Genomic DNA, 18,367 nt, shown 5'->3' with positions numbered 1-18,367 from the left:
GCGTTGTCACCAAAGAGGCCGCGAGCAAGGCGCAAAGCGGAGCCGGGTCGGACACCCGGCGAGCATTTGCAACGCCGCGCGCGGCCTATTTGGTGACAACCCTTCGGGAAGGCTCGTCGCAAGCGGCCACTCGGCGTTGCACCGCTTGCCCGCACACAAGTGCGGGCGGCGCGCTGCGCCTTGATTGGCCGCTTGCGACGRGCCTTCGCGTCCCATTGCCGTAGCGTGAACAGGCCCTCGCCATGAACGCACTCAGTCTCACCCCCACCGAACGCCAGCAGATCGACCAGGGCGTCTGGTTCTCCAGGTTGTCCGAGGCCCTGCGCAACGACATCCTGCAACGCGCCTTCGTGCGCCGCCTGCCCGACGAGACCATGCTGTCCCATCGCGGCGAGCCGGCCGAGGAGTGGTCGGCCGTCGCCAAGGGCGCTGTGCGCGTCAGCTCGGTGTCGCTGGCCGGCAAGCAGATCTCGCTGACCTATGTCGAACCCGGCACCTGGTTCGGCGACATCGCCCTGTTCGACGGCCTGCCCCGCACGCACGACGCCTATGCCCATGGCGAGACCACGCTGCTGTGCGTGCGCAAGGCCGACTTCCGCGTGCTGCTGCAAACGCATTCCGAGCTCTACGACGCGCTGTTGCGCCTGAACTGCCGGCGTCTGCGCCTGATGTTCGACATGATCGAAGACCTCAACACCCGCCCGCTGGCCGCGCGTCTGGCCAAGCAGGTGCTGCTGCTGGCGCGCTCCTACGGCGTGCAGGAAGGCGAGGAGACCCGCATCGGCCTGCAGCTCGCGCAGGAAGACCTGGCCCAGCTGCTCGGTGCGTCGCGCCAGCGTGTGAACCAGGAACTCAAGGCCTTTGAGCGCGAAGGCGCCGTCCGCGTGGAACCGACTCGCCTGGTCGTGCTCAACCGCGACAAGCTGCTGGCAGCAGCGTCGCGCTGAGGACACGCCAGCCGACGCCCTGCTCGCAAAATGGAAAGTTCGCGCGCTACTGACGGACCTCCATGGAAGCATTCACCGGCACACGCCCCCTCTCTCAGGCCCTGGACAGCACGGCGCTCCAAGCCTGGCTGGACGCCCATGTCGACGGCTTCGCCGGGCCGCTGACGATAGAGCAGTTCAAGGGCGGGCAGTCCAACCCGACCTATCTGCTGACGACGCCGGGCGCGCAATACGTGATGCGCAGCAAGCCGGCGCCGGTGGCCAAGCTGCTGCCTTCGGCGCACGCCATCGAACGCGAGTTCCAGGTCATGGGCGCCCTGGCCGGAACCGACGTGCCCGTGCCGGCGATGCTGGCGCTGTGCGAGGACGAGGCCGTCATCGGCCGCGCCTTCTACGTCATGGAGTTCATGCCCGGCCGCGTGCTGTGGGACCAGAGCCTGCCCGGCATGACCCAGGCCGAGCGCGCCGCGCATTACGACGAGATGAACCGCGTCATCGCGGCGCTGCACCAGGTCGACTTCAAGGCTGTGGGCCTCTCCGCCTACGGCAAGCCGGGCAACTACTTCGAGCGCCAGATCGGCCGCTGGAGCAAGCAATACCTGGCCTCGGTCACCGAGCCCAACGCGGCGATGGACTCACTGCTGGCCTGGCTGCCGGCGCACATCCCGGCCTCAGCGCGCGACGAGGCCGAGGTGTCCATCGTCCACGGTGACTACCGCGTGGACAACGTCGTCTTCCACCCCACCGAGCCGCGCGTCATCGCCGTGCTGGACTGGGAGCTGTCGACGCTGGGCCACCCGCTCGCGGACTTCAGCTACCACTGCATGAGCTGGCACATCGAGACCTCGGGCGCCGCCCGCGGCCTGGGCGGCAAAGACCTCGCCGCGTTGGGCATTCCGAGCGAGCGCGTCTACGTGCAACGCTACTGCGAACGCACCGGTCGCGCGGATGTCGAGTCGGTCATGGCCGACTGGAACTTCTACATGGCCTACAACCTGTTCCGCATCGCGGCCATCGTGCAGGGCATCGCCAAGCGCGTGGTGGACGGCACAGCCTCCAGCGAGCAGGCTCGGGAGACGGCCAAGGGCGTCAGGCCGCTGTCGGAGCTGGCCTGGAGCTTCGCGCAGAAGGCCTAGACGTTCCCTGGCCGCGTGGTCGGGGTCCAGGCGATGGAGGTCGTCGTGGGCCAGGCGCCGGTATCGGCCAGTCGGGCATTCACACGCAGCGCCTCGCGCGCCGCGCATTCAAGCAGCCGCACCATTGCCTGCACGCGGGCCAGGTCGGGCTCGGCCATCTCGGTGCGCAGATAGAGGTTGCCGCGCATGCACATCAGCACGAAGGGGTGGCCTTCGGGCAGCAAGTCCTGGCTGGCCTGGGCGAGAGCTTCGCTGAGATCGCCGTCGATCCAGGCGCCGGTCAGCTCCTTGGTGACGCCGACAACGCCGTAGCGCTGGCGCACGATCTGCGAGGCCGCGTTGTTGAACTTCGGGAACATCACCAGCCAGCGCATCTCCTCGGGCGTGTCGGTGTCGACGCGGGTCTTGAGCGTGTCGGTGTAGGCCTCGAAGACGGCGCGCTCCAGGTTCTCCATCAGCGCGCGGCACAGCACCATGGTCTGCAGGTCGGGGTGCAGGCCCATTTCGCAGCGCATGCGCAGTTCGGTGCCGGGCAGGTAGCTGCGCTGGGAGACGCCCCACTCCACGCGCAGCGGGCCGGGCAAGGCCTTGGGCTGCTCGATGAGGAAGCCCGAGCCGTCACGGCTTTGCGCGAAGCTGGCGCCACGCGCTTCGGCCCAATCCTGGATAGGACGCCAGCGTGCCGCGTTGGCGCGGGTCACCAGCCAGTGCTTGACTTGCTTTACCACCATGAGTCGTGAGGAAGTCTGAGAATGGGGCCGCTGCTGGCAACTGCCTGAGCGCACCGGATGGAGGCGACGAATGATTGAAGTCTACTCATGGCCCACGCCCAACGGGCACAAGGTGCACATCATGCTGGAGGAGTGCGGCCTTGCGTACCGGGTCCATCCCGTGGACATCGGCGCCGGCGAGCAGTTCGCACCCGCCTTCCTCGCCATCAGCCCCAACAACAAGATCCCCGCCATCACCGACCCCGACGGCCCGGGCGGCGAGCCGATCTCGCTGTTCGAGAGCGGCGCCATCCTGCTCTACCTCGCCGGCAAGACCGGCCGGCTGCTGCCCGCCGACGTGGCGGCCAAGTACGAAGTGCTGCAGTGGCTGATGTTCCAGATGGGCGGCGTGGGGCCCATGCTCGGCCAGGTGCACCACTTCCGCGTCTACGCGCCCGAGAAGCTGCCCTATGCAATCACTCGCTACACCAACGAGGCGAAGCGGCTCTACAGCGTCATCAACAAGCGCCTGGCCCACACCACCTACCTGGGCGGCGCCGAGTACAGCATCGCCGACATCGCCGTCTTCCCCTGGCTGCGTTCGTGGAAGAACCAGGGGGTCGAGATGAGCGACTACCCGCACCTCAAGGGTTGGTTCGACGAGATCGCCAAGCGGCCGGCCGTGCAGCGGGGGGTGGAGGTGCTGGCGGGAGCGCGCCGGCCGTTGACGGATGACAAGGCGCGCGAAGTGCTGTTCGGCGCCAGGCAAGTCAAGCAGCACTGAGCCTGGGGGCCTGTTCACCCCGTCGGATGGCCTTCCCGAGTTGTGGCCAGAAAGCCAGCGCGCGCGCCTCTCAGGGGCGCACGCCGGGCGGCTGCATCGCCATGCCGGCCGCGCGGCGCGCGAGGTAGACCTCCAGCGCCAGCAGCTCCGCGCTGTCCCAGTCCCAGACCCTTGCGCGAACGCCGCTCAGGCAGCCGCGCAGGCGGCGCTGCAGGCTGCCAAGCGACTGCCACTCCAGGCGGTAGACGGGGTAGTCGTCGACGTGGCCTTGCGGGATGAGGCTGCCGCCCAGGCGCTGGCCGGCGCGTTCGTCGTGGCACTGCGCGCAAGAGAGGTTGAGCGCGCCGATACGGGTTGTGTAGAGGCGCTGGCCTTGGGCTGCGGCCTTGTCCAGCTCGGCGCCGCGCGGCGGCTGCAAAGGCAGGCCGCGCGACTGCTGGGCGACGAGTGCCGACAGCGCGAGCAAGGGCTCGGCCTCGGGCGCGCCCAGGCGGCCTGCTGCTGATGGCGCACGCGGCAGCGCTGAATACGGCAGGGGAGATCGACGAGGCCTTGGTCCCAGGCCGGGTAACGGGCCGCAGCGCCGCGCAGCTTCTCGGGCTCTCCGTGGCAACTGGCGCAAGACTTGGCACCGGCGGCCCACTGCTCGCGGCCCAGGGCCAGCGCGAGCTGGGCAGGATGCTGGGCGTCGTCGGCCTGCAGCGTGCGCAGCGCCGGGCTCATGGTGTCGCGGCCGGAGCGGCGCTCGTCGGCATGCACGGCAAGCGCGACGACGAGCAGCAGCCAGACGCTTCTCATGCGACGGTCAGCGGGCGCGTCTCGCGGTGCTCGAAGCCGTTGTCGCCGCGCCAGCTGAACCTCAGCTCGCCAGGCTTGTCTGCACGCAGCCAGAACGCCAGATACGGGTTGGCCGAGACGGCCGCGAACAGGTCCGCGGCAAAGACCAGTTCGCCGTCCAGCCGGCACTCGAAGCGGCGCACGAGGTCGCGCGGCAGGCGGGCGCCTTCGTCGCTGCTGCGGTAGCCGGTCTCCATCGCGTGGGCGACCGTGGCACGCACTTCAAACACCTCGCCGGGCTTGACGGTGGCGGGCAGGGTGATGACGGCTCTTGTTGCCATGCCTAGGGCTCCACGCAGGCGGCCAGCGTGACGATAACCTCCACGCCCGCCTGCCAGCAGCGGCCGTCTGCGGCCCTGGCGACCGCGACGATGCGCTGGCTGCGCGCCAGGCGCATGCGGGTGCTGAACTCGGGCCTGGCGATGGCCGCACCGAAGGTGACGTGCACGACCTCGGGCTCGGGGTTCAGCGCCGTGAACAAGGCCAGGCCGACGACCGGCTCGCTGGCCGCGACGCGCACCGGAACCGCGTTGCCGTTCTCCACCAGCTCGGCGACGTCGATCTTCAGCACACCCGCCTCCGGCTCGCGGCCTGCCCAGGCGCGGATGGCGGCGCGCATGGCCTCGTCGCTCGCCTGCACCTCGGGCAGCAGCGCGAACGCAGACGCGGCGAGGACGAACTCGCGCCGCTTCATTTCGAGAGCGCGCCAAGGTAGGCCACGATGTCGTCGAGCTGCGCCTCGGTCAGCGCCGCCTTGCCCTGCCAGGCCGGCGCCACGTCACGCAGGCCCGCGGTGGAGCGGAAAGGCGGCATGACGGTGGCCGGGTTGAAGCGGCGCATGTCGGCGATGCGCTCGCGCAGGCCCTTGGCGTCCAGGCGCGCGGCCAGTGCATCCAGCGGCGGCGCGAGATTGCCGTGGTTGGCATCGCCCGCGCTGTGCAGCGAGTGGCAGAGCAGGCACAGGCTCTGCGTGCGGTCGGCCACCAGGGCGCGGCCGCGCTCCACGTCGCCGGCATGCGCGCTGGCCACGACGAACAAGGCCAGCAGCGCACGCATCACACGAGGGAATGCTTGCTCAAGGGCAAGTCGCGTACGCGCTTGCCCGTCGCCGCAAAGATCGCGTTGAGCACGGCCGGCGCCGCGACGGCAATCGTCGGCTCGCCCACGCCGCCCCAGAAACCGCCCGAGGGCATGCAGATCGTCTCGACGGCCGGCATGTGCTCCATCTTCATGACCGGGTAGGTGTTGAAGTTCTGCTGCTCGACGCGACCATCCTTGACCGTGATCTCGCCGAACAGCGCCGCCGACAGGCCGTAGACGAAGCTGCCCTCCACCTGCGCCGCAATCTGCTGCGGGTTGACCGCGTGGCCGGGGTCGGTGGCGGCAACGATGCGGTGGACCTTCAGCTCGCCCTTCTTGTTGACCGACACCTCGGCGCAGGCCGCCACATAGCTGCCAAAGCCCATGATCTGCGCCAGGCCCAGGTGGCGGCCCTTGGCGCGCGGCTTGCCCCAGCCGGCCTTGGCGGCCACCGCGTTCAACACGGCCAGGTGCTTGGGCGAATTGGCGAGCAGCTCGCGGCGCAGCTCCAGTGGGTCGCGCTTGGCGGCGTGCGCCACCTCGTCGACGAAGCACTCCAGGTAGACGGCGTTCTGATTCAGGTTTACGCCGCGCCAGAAGCCCGGCGGCACGGTCGGGTTGCGCATCGCGTGGTCGATGAGCAGGTGGGGCACGGCATAGCCGAACGCGCCTTCCGCGCCGCCGGCGTTCAGACCCTGGAACACGGCCGGGTCCTTCCCGTCACGGATGTTCTGCGGAAAGATGCCCGCGACGATGCTCTGGCCCGAGATGCGCATGTGCAGGGCCGTGAGCTTGCCCGCCGCGTCCAGGCCCGCCGTCAGCTTGCACTGCGTGACCGGGTGGTAGCGGCCATGCGTCATGTCCTCCTCGCGGCTCCAGATCAGCTTGACCGGCGTGCCTGGCAGTTCCTTGGCGATGGCAACGGCCTGGCGCACCCAGTCGTGCACGGCGCCGCGCCGGCCGAAGCCGCCGCCCAGGTGAAGCTTGTAGACCTCGCAGGCCGAAGGCGGCAGGCCCGAGGATTCAGCGGCGGCGGCCAGCGCGGCCTCGCCGTTCTGCGTCGGCGTCCAGACTTCGCAGCGCTCGGGCGTCCACTTTGCGGTGGCGTTCATCACCTCCATCGTCGCGTGGTTCTGGTGCGGATAGCTGTAGACGGCTTCGACCTTACGCGCCGCAGCGGCAAGCGCCGCTTTCGCATCGCCCTGGCTGCTGCCGATGGCGGCGGTGTCGGCGTCCAGCCCGGCCTTCAGCGTGGCGGCCGTGTCGGCGCTGTTCTGCGTGGCGTTGGCGCCCTCGTCCCAGACGATGGGCAGCGCGTCCAGCGCCGTCTTGGCCCGCCACCAGGTGTCGGCCACCACAGCCACGGCGGTGTCGCCCACCTTGACGACTTTCTTCACACCCAGGCGCTTCTCCACCTCGCTCGCGTCGAAGCTCTTGAGCTTGCCGCCAAAGACCGGGCAATCCTTGATGGCCGCGTTCAGCATGCCGGGCAGTTGCAGGTCCATGCCGTAGACGAGAGAGCCGTCCAGCTTGGGCTTCGTGTCCAGCCGCTTCATCGGCCGGCCGGCGAGGGTCCAGTCCTTGGCGGGCTTGAGCTGGATGTCGGCCGGCGCCGCGAGCTTGGCGGCCTCGGCGGCCAGCGAGCCATAGCTGAGCTTCTTGCCCGCATGCAGCACCCAGCCGGCCGCCGTCGTGCACTCCACGACGGACACGCTCCACCGGTTAGCGGCAGCCTGGATCAGCAGCGCCCGCGCCAGCGCGCCGCCCTTGCGCACGTACTCATGCGACTCGCGCACGCCGCGGCTGCCACCCGTGCTCATGCTGCCCCAGGCGCGGTTGCGCGCCAGGTTCTGGCCGGGCGTGGGGTATTCGGTCCTCACCTTGGCCCAGTCGCACTCCAGTTCCTCGGCCACGAGCTGGGCCAGGCCGGTCAGCGTGCCCTGCCCCATCTCCGAGCGCGCGATGCGGATGACCGTGGTCTCGTCCGGCAGGATCTGCACCCAGGCGTTCAGCTCCGGCGTGGCGGTGGCGCCCTGGGCAAGACCCGGCACATGGAAGCCCACCATCAGGCCGCCGGCGGCGGCGCTGGTTGCGCTCAGGAAGTCGCGTCGATTCAGGACGGCGCTCATGCCTTGCCCCCTTCGATGACGATGGGAATCTGCTTGCGCTGCACCTGGCCGGCGGCCAGGTGGATGGCGGCACGCACGCGGTTGTAGGTGCCGCAGCGGCAGATGTTGGTCATGGCCGCGTCGATGTCGGCGTCAGTCGGCTTGGGCTTGGTCTTCAGCAGCGCGGCCGCCGCCATCAGCATGCCGCTCTGGCAGAAGCCGCACTGCGGCACGTCCAGCGCGTCCCAGGCTTTCTGCAAGGGGTGCGAGGCGTTCGGTGCCAGGCCCTCGATGGTGGTGATCTTCTGCGCCGCCGTCAGCGCCGACGCCGGCATCACGCAGCTGCGCACCGGAGCGCCGTCGATGTGCACGGTGCAGGCGCCGCATTGGGCGACGCCGCAGCCGTACTTGGTGCCCGTGAGGCTGAGCTGCTCGCGCAGCACCCAGAGCAGCGGCGTATCGGCCTCCGCCTCGAACTGCATCTGCTTGCCGTTGACTGTCAACTCCGCCATGCCTGCTGCTCCCGTTCCGCCACCGGTGGCGGGCGCGAGGCAGCCTAGCAGGGTCGGTGGCCGCCTGCCAGCACCGTCTCAGTTCTCATGATCGACGCAAGTCAGCGCGGCTCCGCGATGCGGTAGCCCACGCCGGGCTCGGTCAGCAGCACGCAGGGCTCGCCGGGATCGGCTTCGAGTTTGGCGCGCAGCTGGCCCATATACAGGCGCAGGTAATGGGTCTGTTCGGTAGCGTCCGCGCCCCACACGTCGGCCAACAGGCGGCGGTGGGTGACGACCTGGCCGGCCTGGCGCACAAGGCGGGCCAGCAGCTTGAACTCGGTGGGCGTGAGGCGCACATCGGCGCCGTCGCGCTTCACGCGGTGGGCTTGCAGGTCCACCTCCAGGCCAGCGTGGCGGTACAGCGTGACGGCCGGCTGCGCCACGGTGCCGCGGTGGCGCAGCGCCACGCGCAGGCGCGCCAGCAGCTCACCGATGCCGAAGGGCTTGACAAGGTAGTCGTCTGCGCCGGCATCGAGCAGACGGATCTTCTGGCCCTCCACCTGGCGGGCCGAGATCACGATGAGCGGCGTGGCGCGCTCGCGGCGCAGCGCCTGCAGCAGTTCCTCGCCATCGCCATCGGGCAAGCCGAGGTCCAACAGCACGGCGTCGAGGTGGCCGGCGTGGGTGAGCTGGGCCATCGCATCGGCCAGGCTGGCGGCGGTCAGCACCTCGTAGCCTTCGACGGCCAGCGCCTCGCGCAGCGTCATGCGCAGTTCGCGGTCGTCTTCGACGAGCAGCAGCCTCATGGTGCGGCCACCGGCAACTCGGGCACGGCGCGCAGCAGCAGGCGGAACTCGAAGCTGCAGCCGCCGTGGCCACGCGGGCGCAGGCTCAGGCTCCCGACGTGTGCCTCGGCTATCGCGCGGCACACGGCCAGGCCCACGCCGGCACCAGGCGGGCGCTGCGAGAACGCGGCCAGGTCGCCGCGCTGGAAGGCGTCGAAGACGCGGTCGCGCCAAGCCGGCGCGATGCCGGCGCCACGGTCGCGCACGGCGAACAGGGCTTCGTCGCCGACGCGGCGTACCACCAGCTCGACCGCCGCCTCGGCCGGGCTGTACTTCAAGGCGTTGTCGACGAGGTTGTCCAGCAGCTGCGACATCAGGGCGGCATCACACCACAGCAGTGGCAGCGCGGGCTCGACACGCGCCTTTACTCGCTGCCCGTCGGGCCGGCGGCGCACGCGACGCAGCGCAGCGCCAACGATCTCCTCGGCCGACTCCCAGTCGCTGCGCAGCGCCACGCCGGGTGCGCCCAGCCGGGCGAGTTGCAGCGTGTTGTCTGTCAGGCGCACAAGGCGGGCCGTCTCGTCGAGGATGCGGCCGGCCAGTTCCTGTCGTTGGGTGTGCGTGAGGCGCTCGCCCTGCGTCTGCAGCGCGGAGGCCGAACCCATGATGGTGGCCAGCGGCGTGCGGTAGTCGTGCGAGATGGCGGCCAGCATGGCGTTACGGGTGGACTGCGCCTCGGCGAGTTCGCCGGCGCGGCGGGCTTCATCCTGCAGGCAGCGGCGTTGCAGGGCCAGGCCCATCTGGTCGCACAGCGCCTGGGCATGGGCCAGGTAGTCCGGCGCCAGCATCGCCGCGCCCAGGCCGCGCAGCGTGACGGCGCCCAAGGCGGTGTCCCGGCCACGCAGCGGCAGGTAGACGTCCGGCTCCCCGACATGGCGGGCGGTGCCGGGGCCGAGCGCGCGGCAGCTGTCGGCGCACAGCTGCAGGCCGGCCAGGGCGTTGGCGTCGGGGTCACCGAGCACGATGTCAGGCTCGCCGCAAGCCGGCCTCAACAACGCGGCCGTGGGCAGCCCGGCCATCTCGGACAGCGCCTGCAGCAGCTCACGCGCATGCGCCTCGGGCCGGTCAGCGTCGCGCATCTGGTCGCCGAACTCGCGCAGCGCGCGCTCCAGCCGGGCCGCACGCTGCGCCGCGCGCAAGCCCTCCCAGGCCAGCCGCAGCTTCCAGCCGGCCCAGGCGAGCGCCATCAGCGAACCGGCGGCGATCCAGGGGAGAAACTGGACGATCGAGCGAGGGATCATGCGCGAGGCAGTTTAGGTGGCGGCCCTGATGACCTCTGGCTTGGCGAAGCGGTCTTTCACCAGGCCAGCCAGCAGCACATCCACCAGCGTGCCTCCCTGCCCGGCGCCCTGCCCGCCGCCCACCACCACCTCAGGCACCAGCTGCACGCCGGCACCGGCCAGCGCCTGGGCCACCTGCACGATGGCGTAGTTGCCCGACTCCATCGAGCCGATCTTCTGGCGGATGACCTCGGCCTCGGCTTCACCGATCGCCAGCGTACGGCCGGCCTCGGCCTGGCCGGTCACGCGCGTGACTTCGGCGTCGGCCTCAGCGGTGATCTTCTTGGAGCGCGCCGAGCCGTCGGCCGTCTTCACCGCAGCCTGTGCGCTGAACTCGGCAATGGCGACCTTGCGCTCGGCGTCCACCACCTGGGCCTGCGTGCGCGCCAGGGCAGTCGCCTGCTCCAGCTGCTGGCGCACGCCCTGCGCCTCCATCTGGATCGTGAAGGTGACCTTCTCCTGCTCGGCCAGCTTGCGGTCGGTCAGCGTCTTCATCAGCTCGGCGGGCGGCACGATGTCGCCAATCAGCGTCTCCACCGCACCCACGTCGTAGGCCTTCAGCGCCGCGGCGATGGCGGCCTTGGCCTCGGCCTGACGCTCGCTGCGCTTCTTCAGGAAGTCGATGACGTCCGAGTTCTGCGCCGCATTGCGGAAGTAGTTGCCGATGGTGGGCTCCAGCACCTGCGTGACCAGCGCCTCCATGCTGCCGAAGCGGGCGATGACCTTGGGCGCGTCGTTGCGCGGGATGTGGATGATCTGGCTCACGTCCAGATTGAACGTGAAGCCGTCGGCGGAGCGCACGGTGATCGTCGAAAGATTTGCGTCCAGCTTATGAGCCTCGGTCTTGCCGGTGGCCCAGTTCAGCACCACGTTGGCCGTGGGCACGACACGCACCTTGTGGGTGTAGGTGTTGATGGCGTACTTGCCGGGGTCCAGCACGTCCACCCACACGCCTTTCTCGCCACGGCGGACCATGTTGGCGTGGCGGAAGCCCTCGCCGGTCACGTCCACGCCGGCACCGCCGACGAAGGCGACGACGACGCCCACCGACGCGATGGGCACCTCGGTCATGTCGATGATCTCGACGGTGGCGAACATCGGGTTGATGAAGTAGCGGCCGGCCAGCAGCACCTGCTCCTGCAGGCCTTTGGTGCCGCCGGCGTTGACGAAGGACAGCGGGTCCTGGAAGACGTTGTGGCCCGGCACTTCGGGGCCGGCGATCTCGCCCGTCGTCAGGGACGCACCTTCGCGGGTCGTGACGATGCCGACCTTGTTGTCGGGCACGTCGGTCACCTGCACCTGCACGACCTTGAAGAGCCCGGGGTTGACGCGGTACTTGCCTTGCGGGATGACGCTCATCTGCGGGCCACGTTCGCCGCCACCTTCCATGAAGGCGCGGGCGTCCTGGAAGCTGTCGCATGCCACGGCGCGGCCGATGACGCGGCCACCGGCGAGTGGGCGGCCGTCGCGTGCCTCGACGATGCCGATCTTGCCGGGCTCGATGACGGTCATGCGCTCCAGGCGCACGGTGAACAGCAGTGTGTTGATGCGCCAGGCGCCGGGCGGCACCACGCTCGTCTGCAGGCCGCGTTCACCGGCGGCGAGGAAGGCGCGGGCATCCTGGAAGTTGTCGCAGGCCACGTGGCGGGCCAGCACGCGGCCGTCGGGCAGCGGCAGGCCGTCGCAGGCTTCGACGACACCGATGGCGTCGTCCGGCACGACGGTGAACTTGACCAGCTCGACCTCGAACTGCCAAGGCCACAGCCCCACGTGCAGGCCGGGAGCCAGCGTGTCGGCCTGCAGGCCGGCCTCTCCGAACAGCGCGACGATGCGGCCAGGCGGCAGCTCGCGGTGGCTGCCGAACAGCACGAAGCCCTTGGTGACGGTGCCGATGGAATCGTCCGGCACGATGACGAAGCCGAACAGGCGCAGCGTGCGCTTGTAGAACACGAGAGCCAGCAGCACGACGACGGCGAGTGCCGTCAGCCAGGGGTGGGCGAGCGGGAAGAGCAGGATGTCCATGCGGAGCACCGGTGGTGAAGGTGCCCCACTGTGCTCACGGGCGCATGAGGGGCGCATAAGGATCAGCTTCTCTACGTCGCGCCACGGCACCAGCTTGAAGTTCTGCGGCCCCTGCGGCAGGCGCTTGTGGCCGTCCTGCACGACCAGCACGCCCTCGGCACAGCGCCCGCCCAGGTTGGCACGGTGGCGCAGGCGCTGGGCTATTTCGACGGCGCCAACTTCCGCCGCTCCTTCAAGCGCTGGACCGGCATGGTGCCCGGCGCCTGGGCCGTCGGCTGAGGCCGGAAAAAAAGAAACCCCGGTCCATCGGACCGGGGCTTGAAACCGTCTTCCGCTGTCACGGGAGACGCCTGCTCAGGGAGGAACAGCAGGGGGCCTAAGCCCACAGCCAATGTAGCTGCCTGCGCGGCGGTGCGGTGTAGGACTTGCGGCAGTCGTGTAAAGGCCCGGCGTGTAGGACAACGCGCCATCGCTTCAACAGGCGGGCGCACCAGCCCGTGAGAAATCGCATGGACGGCAGCGGCCCGGTGTATCGGTCTGTGAGGGGGCGGAAAAGTGCCGCCTGCCGCCCCTAGAGTCGCGCCTCGCCCAGTTGTACGCAGAGGATTCACCGCATGGTCCCTTTCTTTGAAGCGAGACACAGTTCGCCGCCCAAGCCCTTTGGCCACGAGCCCTTGGCCATGGACAGCGGCTTCGGCGGGCTCGATGGCGACGCCCTCGGCCTCGTCCAACGCCGCTACGGCGACCGCGGGCTGAGCGTGAAGCGCGAGCGCGACAGCGGCCGCAACGAGGCGGGCGATGTCGTCTGCACGGCACGCGATGGCGAGGAGCTCGTCGGCACGCTGTCCGTGCGCTTCGACGGCCCGGGCGGGCTGAACGCCGACCTGCTGTTTGGGGCCGAACTGGACGACTGGCGGGCCAACGGCACCAAGCTCTGCGAATTCGGCGGGCTGGCGATGGACAGGCATTCGCGCGACCCCCGACTCGCACTGGCCCAGCTCTTCCACCTCGGCTACCTGCACGCCCACCGCCGCGCCGGCTGCGACCGCCTCGTCATCGAGGTCAACCCGCGTCATGTGCCGTTCTACCGCCGCTGCCTGGGCCTGGTGCCCTGCACGGCGGCGCGACACAACCCGCGCGTCGACGCGCCGGCCGTGCTGATGAGCATTGACTTCGCCACCGTGCGCGAACAGATCTCGCTGTGGGGCGGCCACCCCGACTCCGTGGCGTCGGCGCGCAGCTTCTATCCGTTGTTCTGGGACGAAGCGACCGAGTCGACGATGCTGGCGCGCCTGCCGTAAGCAACTCGTCGCATTCAGGCCGCGGGCAGCAGGCCCAGGAAGCGGTCCAGCATGTGGAAGTGGTCGTCGAAGAACTGCACTTCCATGGCCGCCAGTTCGGCCACCGGCACCCAGCGCGCCTGCGCCGCGTCGTCCGCACCCTGCACTTCCGGCAGTTCGCGGTCGCCCAGGTCGAAGTGGTGGGTGTGCGAGATCGTGCGGCCGCGCTGGCTGCGGTCGGGGTGGTCGAAGACGGCCACGCCACACAACGCGCGCTCCAGCGTGTCAGGCAGCAGGCGCAACCCCGTCTCCTCCTCCAGTTCGCGCACCGCCGACTGGTAGAGGGTGTCGCGCGGCTCGACGAAGCCGCCGGGCAAGGCCCACAGGCCCTGGCCCGGGTCCTGCGCGCGCTGGATCAGCAACACATGGCCGGCGCAGCGCAGCACGAGGTCGACGGTGACGAACACCGGCGCGTAGGGCGCGCTCGACCAGGCCTGTCGGTAGCGCATCAACATTGCCCACTCGCGCCGCAGCGCGCTCAGGTAGGGCAGATGCGCCCAGGCCTGCACGAAGGACCGCGTGCCCGCAGGCACCTGGTCCACCCAGCTGGCCAGCACACCGTCCAGCGCCTCGGGCGGGGCCTCGAACAGCGCGGCGCGCAGGTCGGTGGCATCGGCGCGGTGCTGGCGCGGCAGGCTCAGCAGCTGCCAGGGCGAGAAGCGGCGCAGGTAGTCGCTGGTGGCGTCCTTGAAGTGGCCGACCAGCGTCACGTCGTCGCTGCCGACGCGCTGCTGCACGGCGGCGCGCACGGCCTGCACCCAGCGCGTCTCGTCGTAGAGGTCACGCAGCGGCACCACCTCCACCCGCTCGCGTTCGGCGGGCGTCAGCGCCAGGCTCAGCATCTCGGCGCGCTCGGTCCAGCTGAAGGGGTGGCGCGGCGAGCGCGCTTGGTGGGCCGAACCCAGCAGCACGACGACGCGCGGCGCACAGGCCAGTGCCTCGCGCAGCAGCGCGAGGTGGCCGTTGTGGACGGGCTGGAAGCGGCCTATCACCACGGCAGCGACGGCAGCGGCGGTCATGACAGCACCCCGGGAAACACCACCGCGATGGGCATCTGCCGACCCTGGCCGAAGGCCCGCGCCCGCAGCCGGATCAGCGGCGGGGCTTGGCGGCGCTTGTATTCGCTGCGCTGGATCATGCGAGCAACCTTCTCGATGAGCGCCCTGCCCTCGGCGCTTGCTCGCAACGCGGCCATGCGGGCCTCGGCGGCCTCGCGTTCCCAGCTGGCCAGGCGGTCGCCTTCGACGAGCAGCTTGAGCATTTCGTCCAGCACCGGGTAGGGCGGCAGGCTGTCGCCGTCGCGCTGGCCCGGCGCCAATTCGGCCGAGGGCTCTTTCTCGATGATGGCCAAGGGGATGAGTTCGCGCCCGGCCGCCTCGTTCAGATGCCGGGACAGCGCGAACACCTCCGTCTTGTAGAGGTCGCCGATGAGACCGAGACCGCCGTTGGTGTCGCCATACAGCGTGCAGTAGCCGACCGACACCTCGCTCTTGTTGCCCGTGGTCAGCAGCAGGTGACCATTGGCGTTGGAATAGGCCATCAGGACGGTGCCGCGCACGCGTGCCTGCAGGTTCTCCAGCGTCAGGCCCTGCATGGCCGCGCCAAAGCTCTGCGCGAACTGGGCCTTCAGCGCATCTACCGCGCCCTGGATGGGATGGTTCAGCAACTCGATGCCGAGGTTGCGGCACAGCGCCTCGGAGTCCGTCACCGAGCCGCTGGACGAGAAGCTGGAGGGCATGGTGATGCCGACGACGTTGTCTTCACCTAACGCTTCCGTTGCGAGCGCCAGCGTCAGCGCGCTGTCGATGCCGCCCGAGCTGCCCACCACCGCCCGCGTGAAGCCGCAGCGGCGTGCGTAGTCGCGCAGGCCCAGCACGATCTGCGCGCGGTAGAAGGCCATGGCGCTCAAGCCGGCCGGGTCGGGGCGGGCCGGGCGTTGCCCGTCCAGTTCGACAAAGCGGCCGTTCTCGAAGCCCAGCGTGCGCACCGATTCGACGAAGCGTTCGGCCTCGAAGACGACGCCCGCCTCGGGCTCGACGGCGAAGCTGGCACCGTCATAGACGAGTTGGTCATGGCCGCCGATGTGATTGACGTAGAGGATGGGCAGGCCGTGGCGGCGCGAGGCAGCGCCAAACACCTGGTGGCGCTGCTCGCGTTTGCCGATGTGGCTGGGGCTGGCATTGATGCTGATGACGAGGTCGGGGGCGGCGTCGCGCAGGCGCTCGAAAGGGTTGAGGCGATAGTCCGCGCCGTCGTCGTTCCAGCCGTCCTCGCAGATCAGCAGGCCCACCTGGGCAGAGCCGATGCGCAGCACCCTGGCGACGTCGGGGCCGGGTTCGAAGTGGCGGCGCTCGTCAAAGATGTTGTAGGTGGGCAGCAGCTGCTTGGCATAGCGCAGCAGCTGCTCGCCGTCCTTGAGCACCAGCAGGCCGTTCTCCAGCTTCTTGCCGGGGCCTTCGCGCACCAACGGCGCGCCGAACACCCAGGTCAGGCCGGGCAACTCGCGGGAGGCCGCACGCAGCGCTTGAAGGCCGGCCTCGACCTGACGCAGGAAGGCGGGTTCGTCCAGCAGGTCACCGGGGTAGTAGCCGCTGACAGCCAGCTCGGGGAAGACCACCAGCTGCGATCCGGCCCAGGCCGCCTGCCGCGCCGCAGCCACCATGCGGGCGACGTTGCCGGCGACGTCGCCGACCGTGAGATTGAGCTGGGCGATGCTGAGCTTGATCATGGTTTGATCCCGAAGACCTGGCGCAGATAGGCCAGGAAGGTCTCGTCGTCGCACAGCGTCTTGCCGGGGCTGTCGCTGAGCTTGGCCACCGGCTGGCCATTCGCGTGGGTCAGCTTCATGACGATGTTCAGCGGCGTGAGGCCAACGTCGTTGCTCAGGTGGGTGCCGATGCCGAAGCCGAGCTGCACGCGGTCGGCGAAGTGGCGGTACAGCGCTATGGCCTTGGTCACCGTCAGGCCGTCGCTGAACACGAGGCGCTTGGTGTGCGTGTCGATGCGCAGCTTTGCGTAGTGGGCCAGCGCCTTCTCGCCCCAGACGATCGGGTCGCCACTGTCATGGCGCAGGCCATCGAAGAGCTTGGCGAAGTAGAGGTCGAAGTCGGCCAGGAAGGCGTCCATGCCCACCACGTCGGTCAGCGCCGTGCCGAGGTCGCCGCGGTACTCCTGCACCCAGTCCTCCAACGCCGCCTTCTGGTGGTCGCGCAGGCGCACGGTGCCCAGGGCCTGGTAGGTCTGCAGGTATTCGTGGGCCATGGTGCCGATGGGCACCAGGCCCAGCTCCTTGGCCAGCAGCACGTTGGAGCTGCCCTTGAAGTGCTGGGGCAAGGCGTCGCGCAGCTGGCGCACCACCTCGCGCTGCCAGGCGCCCGAGAAGCGGCGGCGCAGACCGAAGTCGAACAGGTCGAAGGGGTGGCGCTGCTGAAGCGGCTCGGCGGCGAAGGCCTGCAGCGCGGCGATCTTGGCGTCCAGGCGGCGCTGGCCTTCGAGGCGGACCTCGGGCGTGTCCAGCCGGCGGAAGTAGAGCTCGTTGACGATGGCCAGCACCGGGATCTCGAAGCCCATCACATGCACCTGCGGGCCACGCGCCACGATGTGCAGGCTAGTCCCTTCGGTCGTTACCTCGATGAAGGCGCGCTGGAACCGGAAGATGCGCAGGAAGTCGACGAAGTCGCTTTTGATGAAGCGCAGCCCCTTCAGGTAGGCCAGCTCATCCTCGCGCAAGCTCAAGGCGCAGAGCGCGTCCAGTTCGCGCTCCACATCGGCCTTCAGCTCGCTGAGCGCGTAGCCCGGCTGGTTGCGGCAGACGAAGCGGTACTCGGACTGGGTCTGGGGGTGGCGATGCAGCAGCGTCTGCCACATCGTGAACTTGTAGAGGTCAGTGTCCAGCAGGCTGGTGATGATGGGGGCGGCGCTCATGCCTGGATCTCCGTGCTGTGGGCCAGCTGCAGGCCCGTGGCGCGCATCGCGGCCAGGAACTCGGCCTGCTGCGCCTCGAAGCCTGCCACGGGGCTGATGCAGTCGGTCAACAGCACCAGCTTGTTCAACTGGCGCGAGGGCAGATGGGCGGCCAGATGCTCGACGGTGGCGCGCACGCAGTGGCTGCCGGCCTCGCCGGCGATCAGCACGCGGTCGTAGCGGTCCAGCTCGGCCAGCAACGCCTGGTTGAGCTCGGTGCGCTCGTCGGCGGCGTCGGGCACCTCGGCCTGAAGCGCGCTGTAGTGCTCGGTCCAGGGGTTCTCACCCTTGGTGATGACGCCGACCGAGCGGCCCTGCGCGTCTGCCCAGGCATCCAGCGCCGCTTGCAGGCCGGCGTGCACGCCGTGACCCCAACTGCCCATCTGGCAGTGCACCGGCCAGACCATCAGCGTGTAGCGGCCCGTGGCCTCCAGCGCGTCCAGATAGGCCAGCGTGCGGTCGAGCCGGGCGGCATCACGCGGCAGGTAGGCGCCCGCGCGAACCTGGGCCGCCGTGATGGCCGTGAACGGCTGCGGCGCACGGCCGCTGGCGGCCTCCAGCCAGAAGCCCGGGTGGGCGATGTCGATGCGGTGGTGGGAGTCCAGCGTCACGGTGATCGCATCGAGCCTGCCGCCCAGGCGCTCCACCAGGCTCGCCGCGCGCTGCAGATCGGCATGGGCGCCGGCCACCGGCAGCGCGGGGCGGATGGCCTCGCCGGTCACCGGCGAGCGCGGCAGCCAGTCAGGCGGGAGGTCACAGAAGTCGTTCTGTGGGTCGATCAGCAGCAGATGCGTGTTCACGTTCATGTCCTCCTGTTGTGC

At 69.7% G+C, this 18,367-nt stretch carries 19 protein-coding genes and 1 pseudogene; 5 read left to right on the top strand and 15 right to left on the bottom strand.

Annotated elements, in window-relative coordinates; all coding sequences use genetic code 11:
- The first annotated feature begins 242 nt into the window (after positions 1-242).
- Together ACXRVZ_RS13080 and ACXRVZ_RS13075 are read left to right on the top strand one after the other, a co-directional pair.
- Positions 243-947 (top strand): Crp/Fnr family transcriptional regulator, encoded by a 705-nt coding sequence (locus ACXRVZ_RS13080; RefSeq protein WP_457427209.1) that lies wholly within the window; start codon positions 243-245, stop codon positions 945-947.
- Positions 948-1,009: 62 nt separating this feature from the next.
- Positions 1,010-2,083, top strand: a complete 1,074-nt coding sequence (locus ACXRVZ_RS13075) for a phosphotransferase (protein ID WP_458232452.1) — start codon at positions 1,010-1,012, stop codon at positions 2,081-2,083.
- On the opposite strand, the gene ACXRVZ_RS13070 is transcribed toward ACXRVZ_RS13075, so the two are convergent.
- Complete coding sequence (locus ACXRVZ_RS13070) at positions 2,080-2,811, bottom strand: hypothetical protein (RefSeq protein WP_458232451.1); 732 nt, start codon at positions 2,809-2,811, stop codon at positions 2,080-2,082. The two genes, ACXRVZ_RS13075 and ACXRVZ_RS13070, sit on opposite strands and share 4 nt — an antisense overlap.
- A 73-nt stretch (positions 2,812-2,884) precedes the next feature.
- On the opposite strand from ACXRVZ_RS13070, the gene ACXRVZ_RS13065 reads away from it, so the two are divergent.
- Positions 2,885-3,577 carry a glutathione binding-like protein gene (locus ACXRVZ_RS13065; RefSeq protein ID WP_458232450.1) on the top strand — a complete coding sequence of 231 codons (693 nt, stop codon included), beginning with the start codon at positions 2,885-2,887 and terminating at the stop codon, positions 3,575-3,577.
- Between the two features lie 70 nt (positions 3,578-3,647).
- Here ACXRVZ_RS13065 and soxA read toward each other — a convergent pair whose 3' ends face one another.
- The 10 genes and pseudogenes from soxA to ACXRVZ_RS13015 form a co-directional block, all read right to left on the bottom strand.
- Positions 3,648-4,043 (bottom strand): sulfur oxidation c-type cytochrome SoxA, encoded by a 396-nt coding sequence (gene soxA / locus ACXRVZ_RS13060; RefSeq protein ID WP_457427217.1) that lies wholly within the window; start codon positions 4,041-4,043, stop codon positions 3,648-3,650.
- Positions 4,044-4,120: 77 nt separating this feature from the next.
- Positions 4,121-4,300 (bottom strand): annotated as a pseudogene (locus tag ACXRVZ_RS13055) (sulfur oxidation c-type cytochrome SoxA); the annotation flags it as partial.
- 71 nt (positions 4,301-4,371) lie between these two features.
- Complete coding sequence (locus tag ACXRVZ_RS13050) at positions 4,372-4,695, bottom strand: thiosulfate oxidation carrier complex protein SoxZ (RefSeq protein WP_457427219.1); 324 nt, start codon at positions 4,693-4,695, stop codon at positions 4,372-4,374.
- Positions 4,696-4,697: 2 nt separating this feature from the next.
- Entirely contained in the window at positions 4,698-5,108 is a 411-nt protein-coding gene (locus ACXRVZ_RS13045) for a thiosulfate oxidation carrier protein SoxY (protein WP_457427221.1), read from the bottom strand.
- Positions 5,105-5,470: a sulfur oxidation c-type cytochrome SoxX gene (gene soxX / locus ACXRVZ_RS13040; RefSeq protein ID WP_457427223.1), complete on the bottom strand. Its 366-nt coding sequence runs from the start codon at positions 5,468-5,470 to the stop codon at positions 5,105-5,107. The genes ACXRVZ_RS13045 and soxX overlap by 4 nt, the downstream gene beginning before the upstream one ends.
- Positions 5,470-7,623 (bottom strand): molybdopterin cofactor-binding domain-containing protein, encoded by a 2,154-nt coding sequence (locus ACXRVZ_RS13035; RefSeq protein ID WP_457427225.1) that lies wholly within the window; start codon positions 7,621-7,623, stop codon positions 5,470-5,472. Before ACXRVZ_RS13035 ends, soxX begins: the two co-directional genes overlap by 1 nt.
- The gene (locus ACXRVZ_RS13030) at positions 7,620-8,114 is read right to left on the bottom strand and encodes a (2Fe-2S)-binding protein (protein ID WP_457427227.1); all 495 of its coding nucleotides are present in this window, start codon (positions 8,112-8,114) and stop codon (positions 7,620-7,622) included. Before ACXRVZ_RS13030 ends, ACXRVZ_RS13035 begins: the two co-directional genes overlap by 4 nt.
- A gap of 101 nt (positions 8,115-8,215) precedes the next feature.
- Positions 8,216-8,902: a response regulator gene (locus tag ACXRVZ_RS13025; RefSeq protein ID WP_457427229.1), complete on the bottom strand. Its 687-nt coding sequence runs from the start codon at positions 8,900-8,902 to the stop codon at positions 8,216-8,218.
- Complete coding sequence (locus ACXRVZ_RS13020) at positions 8,899-10,182, bottom strand: sensor histidine kinase (protein ID WP_457427231.1); 1,284 nt, start codon at positions 10,180-10,182, stop codon at positions 8,899-8,901. The genes ACXRVZ_RS13025 and ACXRVZ_RS13020 overlap by 4 nt, the downstream gene beginning before the upstream one ends.
- 12 nt (positions 10,183-10,194) lie before the next feature.
- Entirely contained in the window at positions 10,195-12,243 is a 2,049-nt protein-coding gene (locus ACXRVZ_RS13015; protein ID WP_457427233.1) for an SPFH domain-containing protein, read from the bottom strand.
- Positions 12,244-12,369: 126 nt separating this feature from the next.
- On the opposite strand from ACXRVZ_RS13015, the gene ACXRVZ_RS13010 reads away from it, so the two are divergent.
- Together ACXRVZ_RS13010 and ACXRVZ_RS13005 are read left to right on the top strand one after the other, a co-directional pair.
- A complete protein-coding gene (locus ACXRVZ_RS13010; protein ID WP_457427235.1) occupies positions 12,370-12,522 on the top strand; it encodes a hypothetical protein in 153 nt (50 codons plus the stop codon).
- Between the two features lie 335 nt (positions 12,523-12,857).
- Entirely contained in the window at positions 12,858-13,544 is a 687-nt protein-coding gene (locus ACXRVZ_RS13005; protein WP_457427910.1) for an N-acyl amino acid synthase FeeM domain-containing protein, read from the top strand.
- A gap of 14 nt (positions 13,545-13,558) precedes the next feature.
- On the opposite strand, the gene ACXRVZ_RS13000 is transcribed toward ACXRVZ_RS13005, so the two are convergent.
- From ACXRVZ_RS13000 to ACXRVZ_RS12985, 4 genes are read right to left on the bottom strand one after another with little or no spacing between them, the layout of a single operon-like run.
- Positions 13,559-14,602 carry a bifunctional nicotinamide-nucleotide adenylyltransferase/Nudix hydroxylase gene (locus ACXRVZ_RS13000; RefSeq protein ID WP_457427908.1) on the bottom strand — a complete coding sequence of 348 codons (1,044 nt, stop codon included), beginning with the start codon at positions 14,600-14,602 and terminating at the stop codon, positions 13,559-13,561.
- Positions 14,599-16,311: an NAD+ synthase gene (locus ACXRVZ_RS12995; RefSeq protein WP_457427906.1), complete on the bottom strand. Its 1,713-nt coding sequence runs from the start codon at positions 16,309-16,311 to the stop codon at positions 14,599-14,601. The genes ACXRVZ_RS13000 and ACXRVZ_RS12995 overlap by 4 nt, the downstream gene beginning before the upstream one ends.
- A complete protein-coding gene (gene pncB / locus ACXRVZ_RS12990; RefSeq protein WP_457427904.1) occupies positions 16,308-17,507 on the bottom strand; it encodes a nicotinate phosphoribosyltransferase in 1,200 nt (399 codons plus the stop codon). Before pncB ends, ACXRVZ_RS12995 begins: the two co-directional genes overlap by 4 nt.
- Positions 17,504-18,352, bottom strand: a complete 849-nt coding sequence (locus tag ACXRVZ_RS12985; RefSeq protein ID WP_457427902.1) for a cysteine hydrolase — start codon at positions 18,350-18,352, stop codon at positions 17,504-17,506. The genes pncB and ACXRVZ_RS12985 overlap by 4 nt, the downstream gene beginning before the upstream one ends.
- Positions 18,353-18,367 lie beyond the last annotated feature (15 nt).

The organism is Roseateles sp. P5_E8, assembly GCF_054177665.1.
This window is presented reverse-complemented; position numbering and strand designations above follow the sequence as displayed.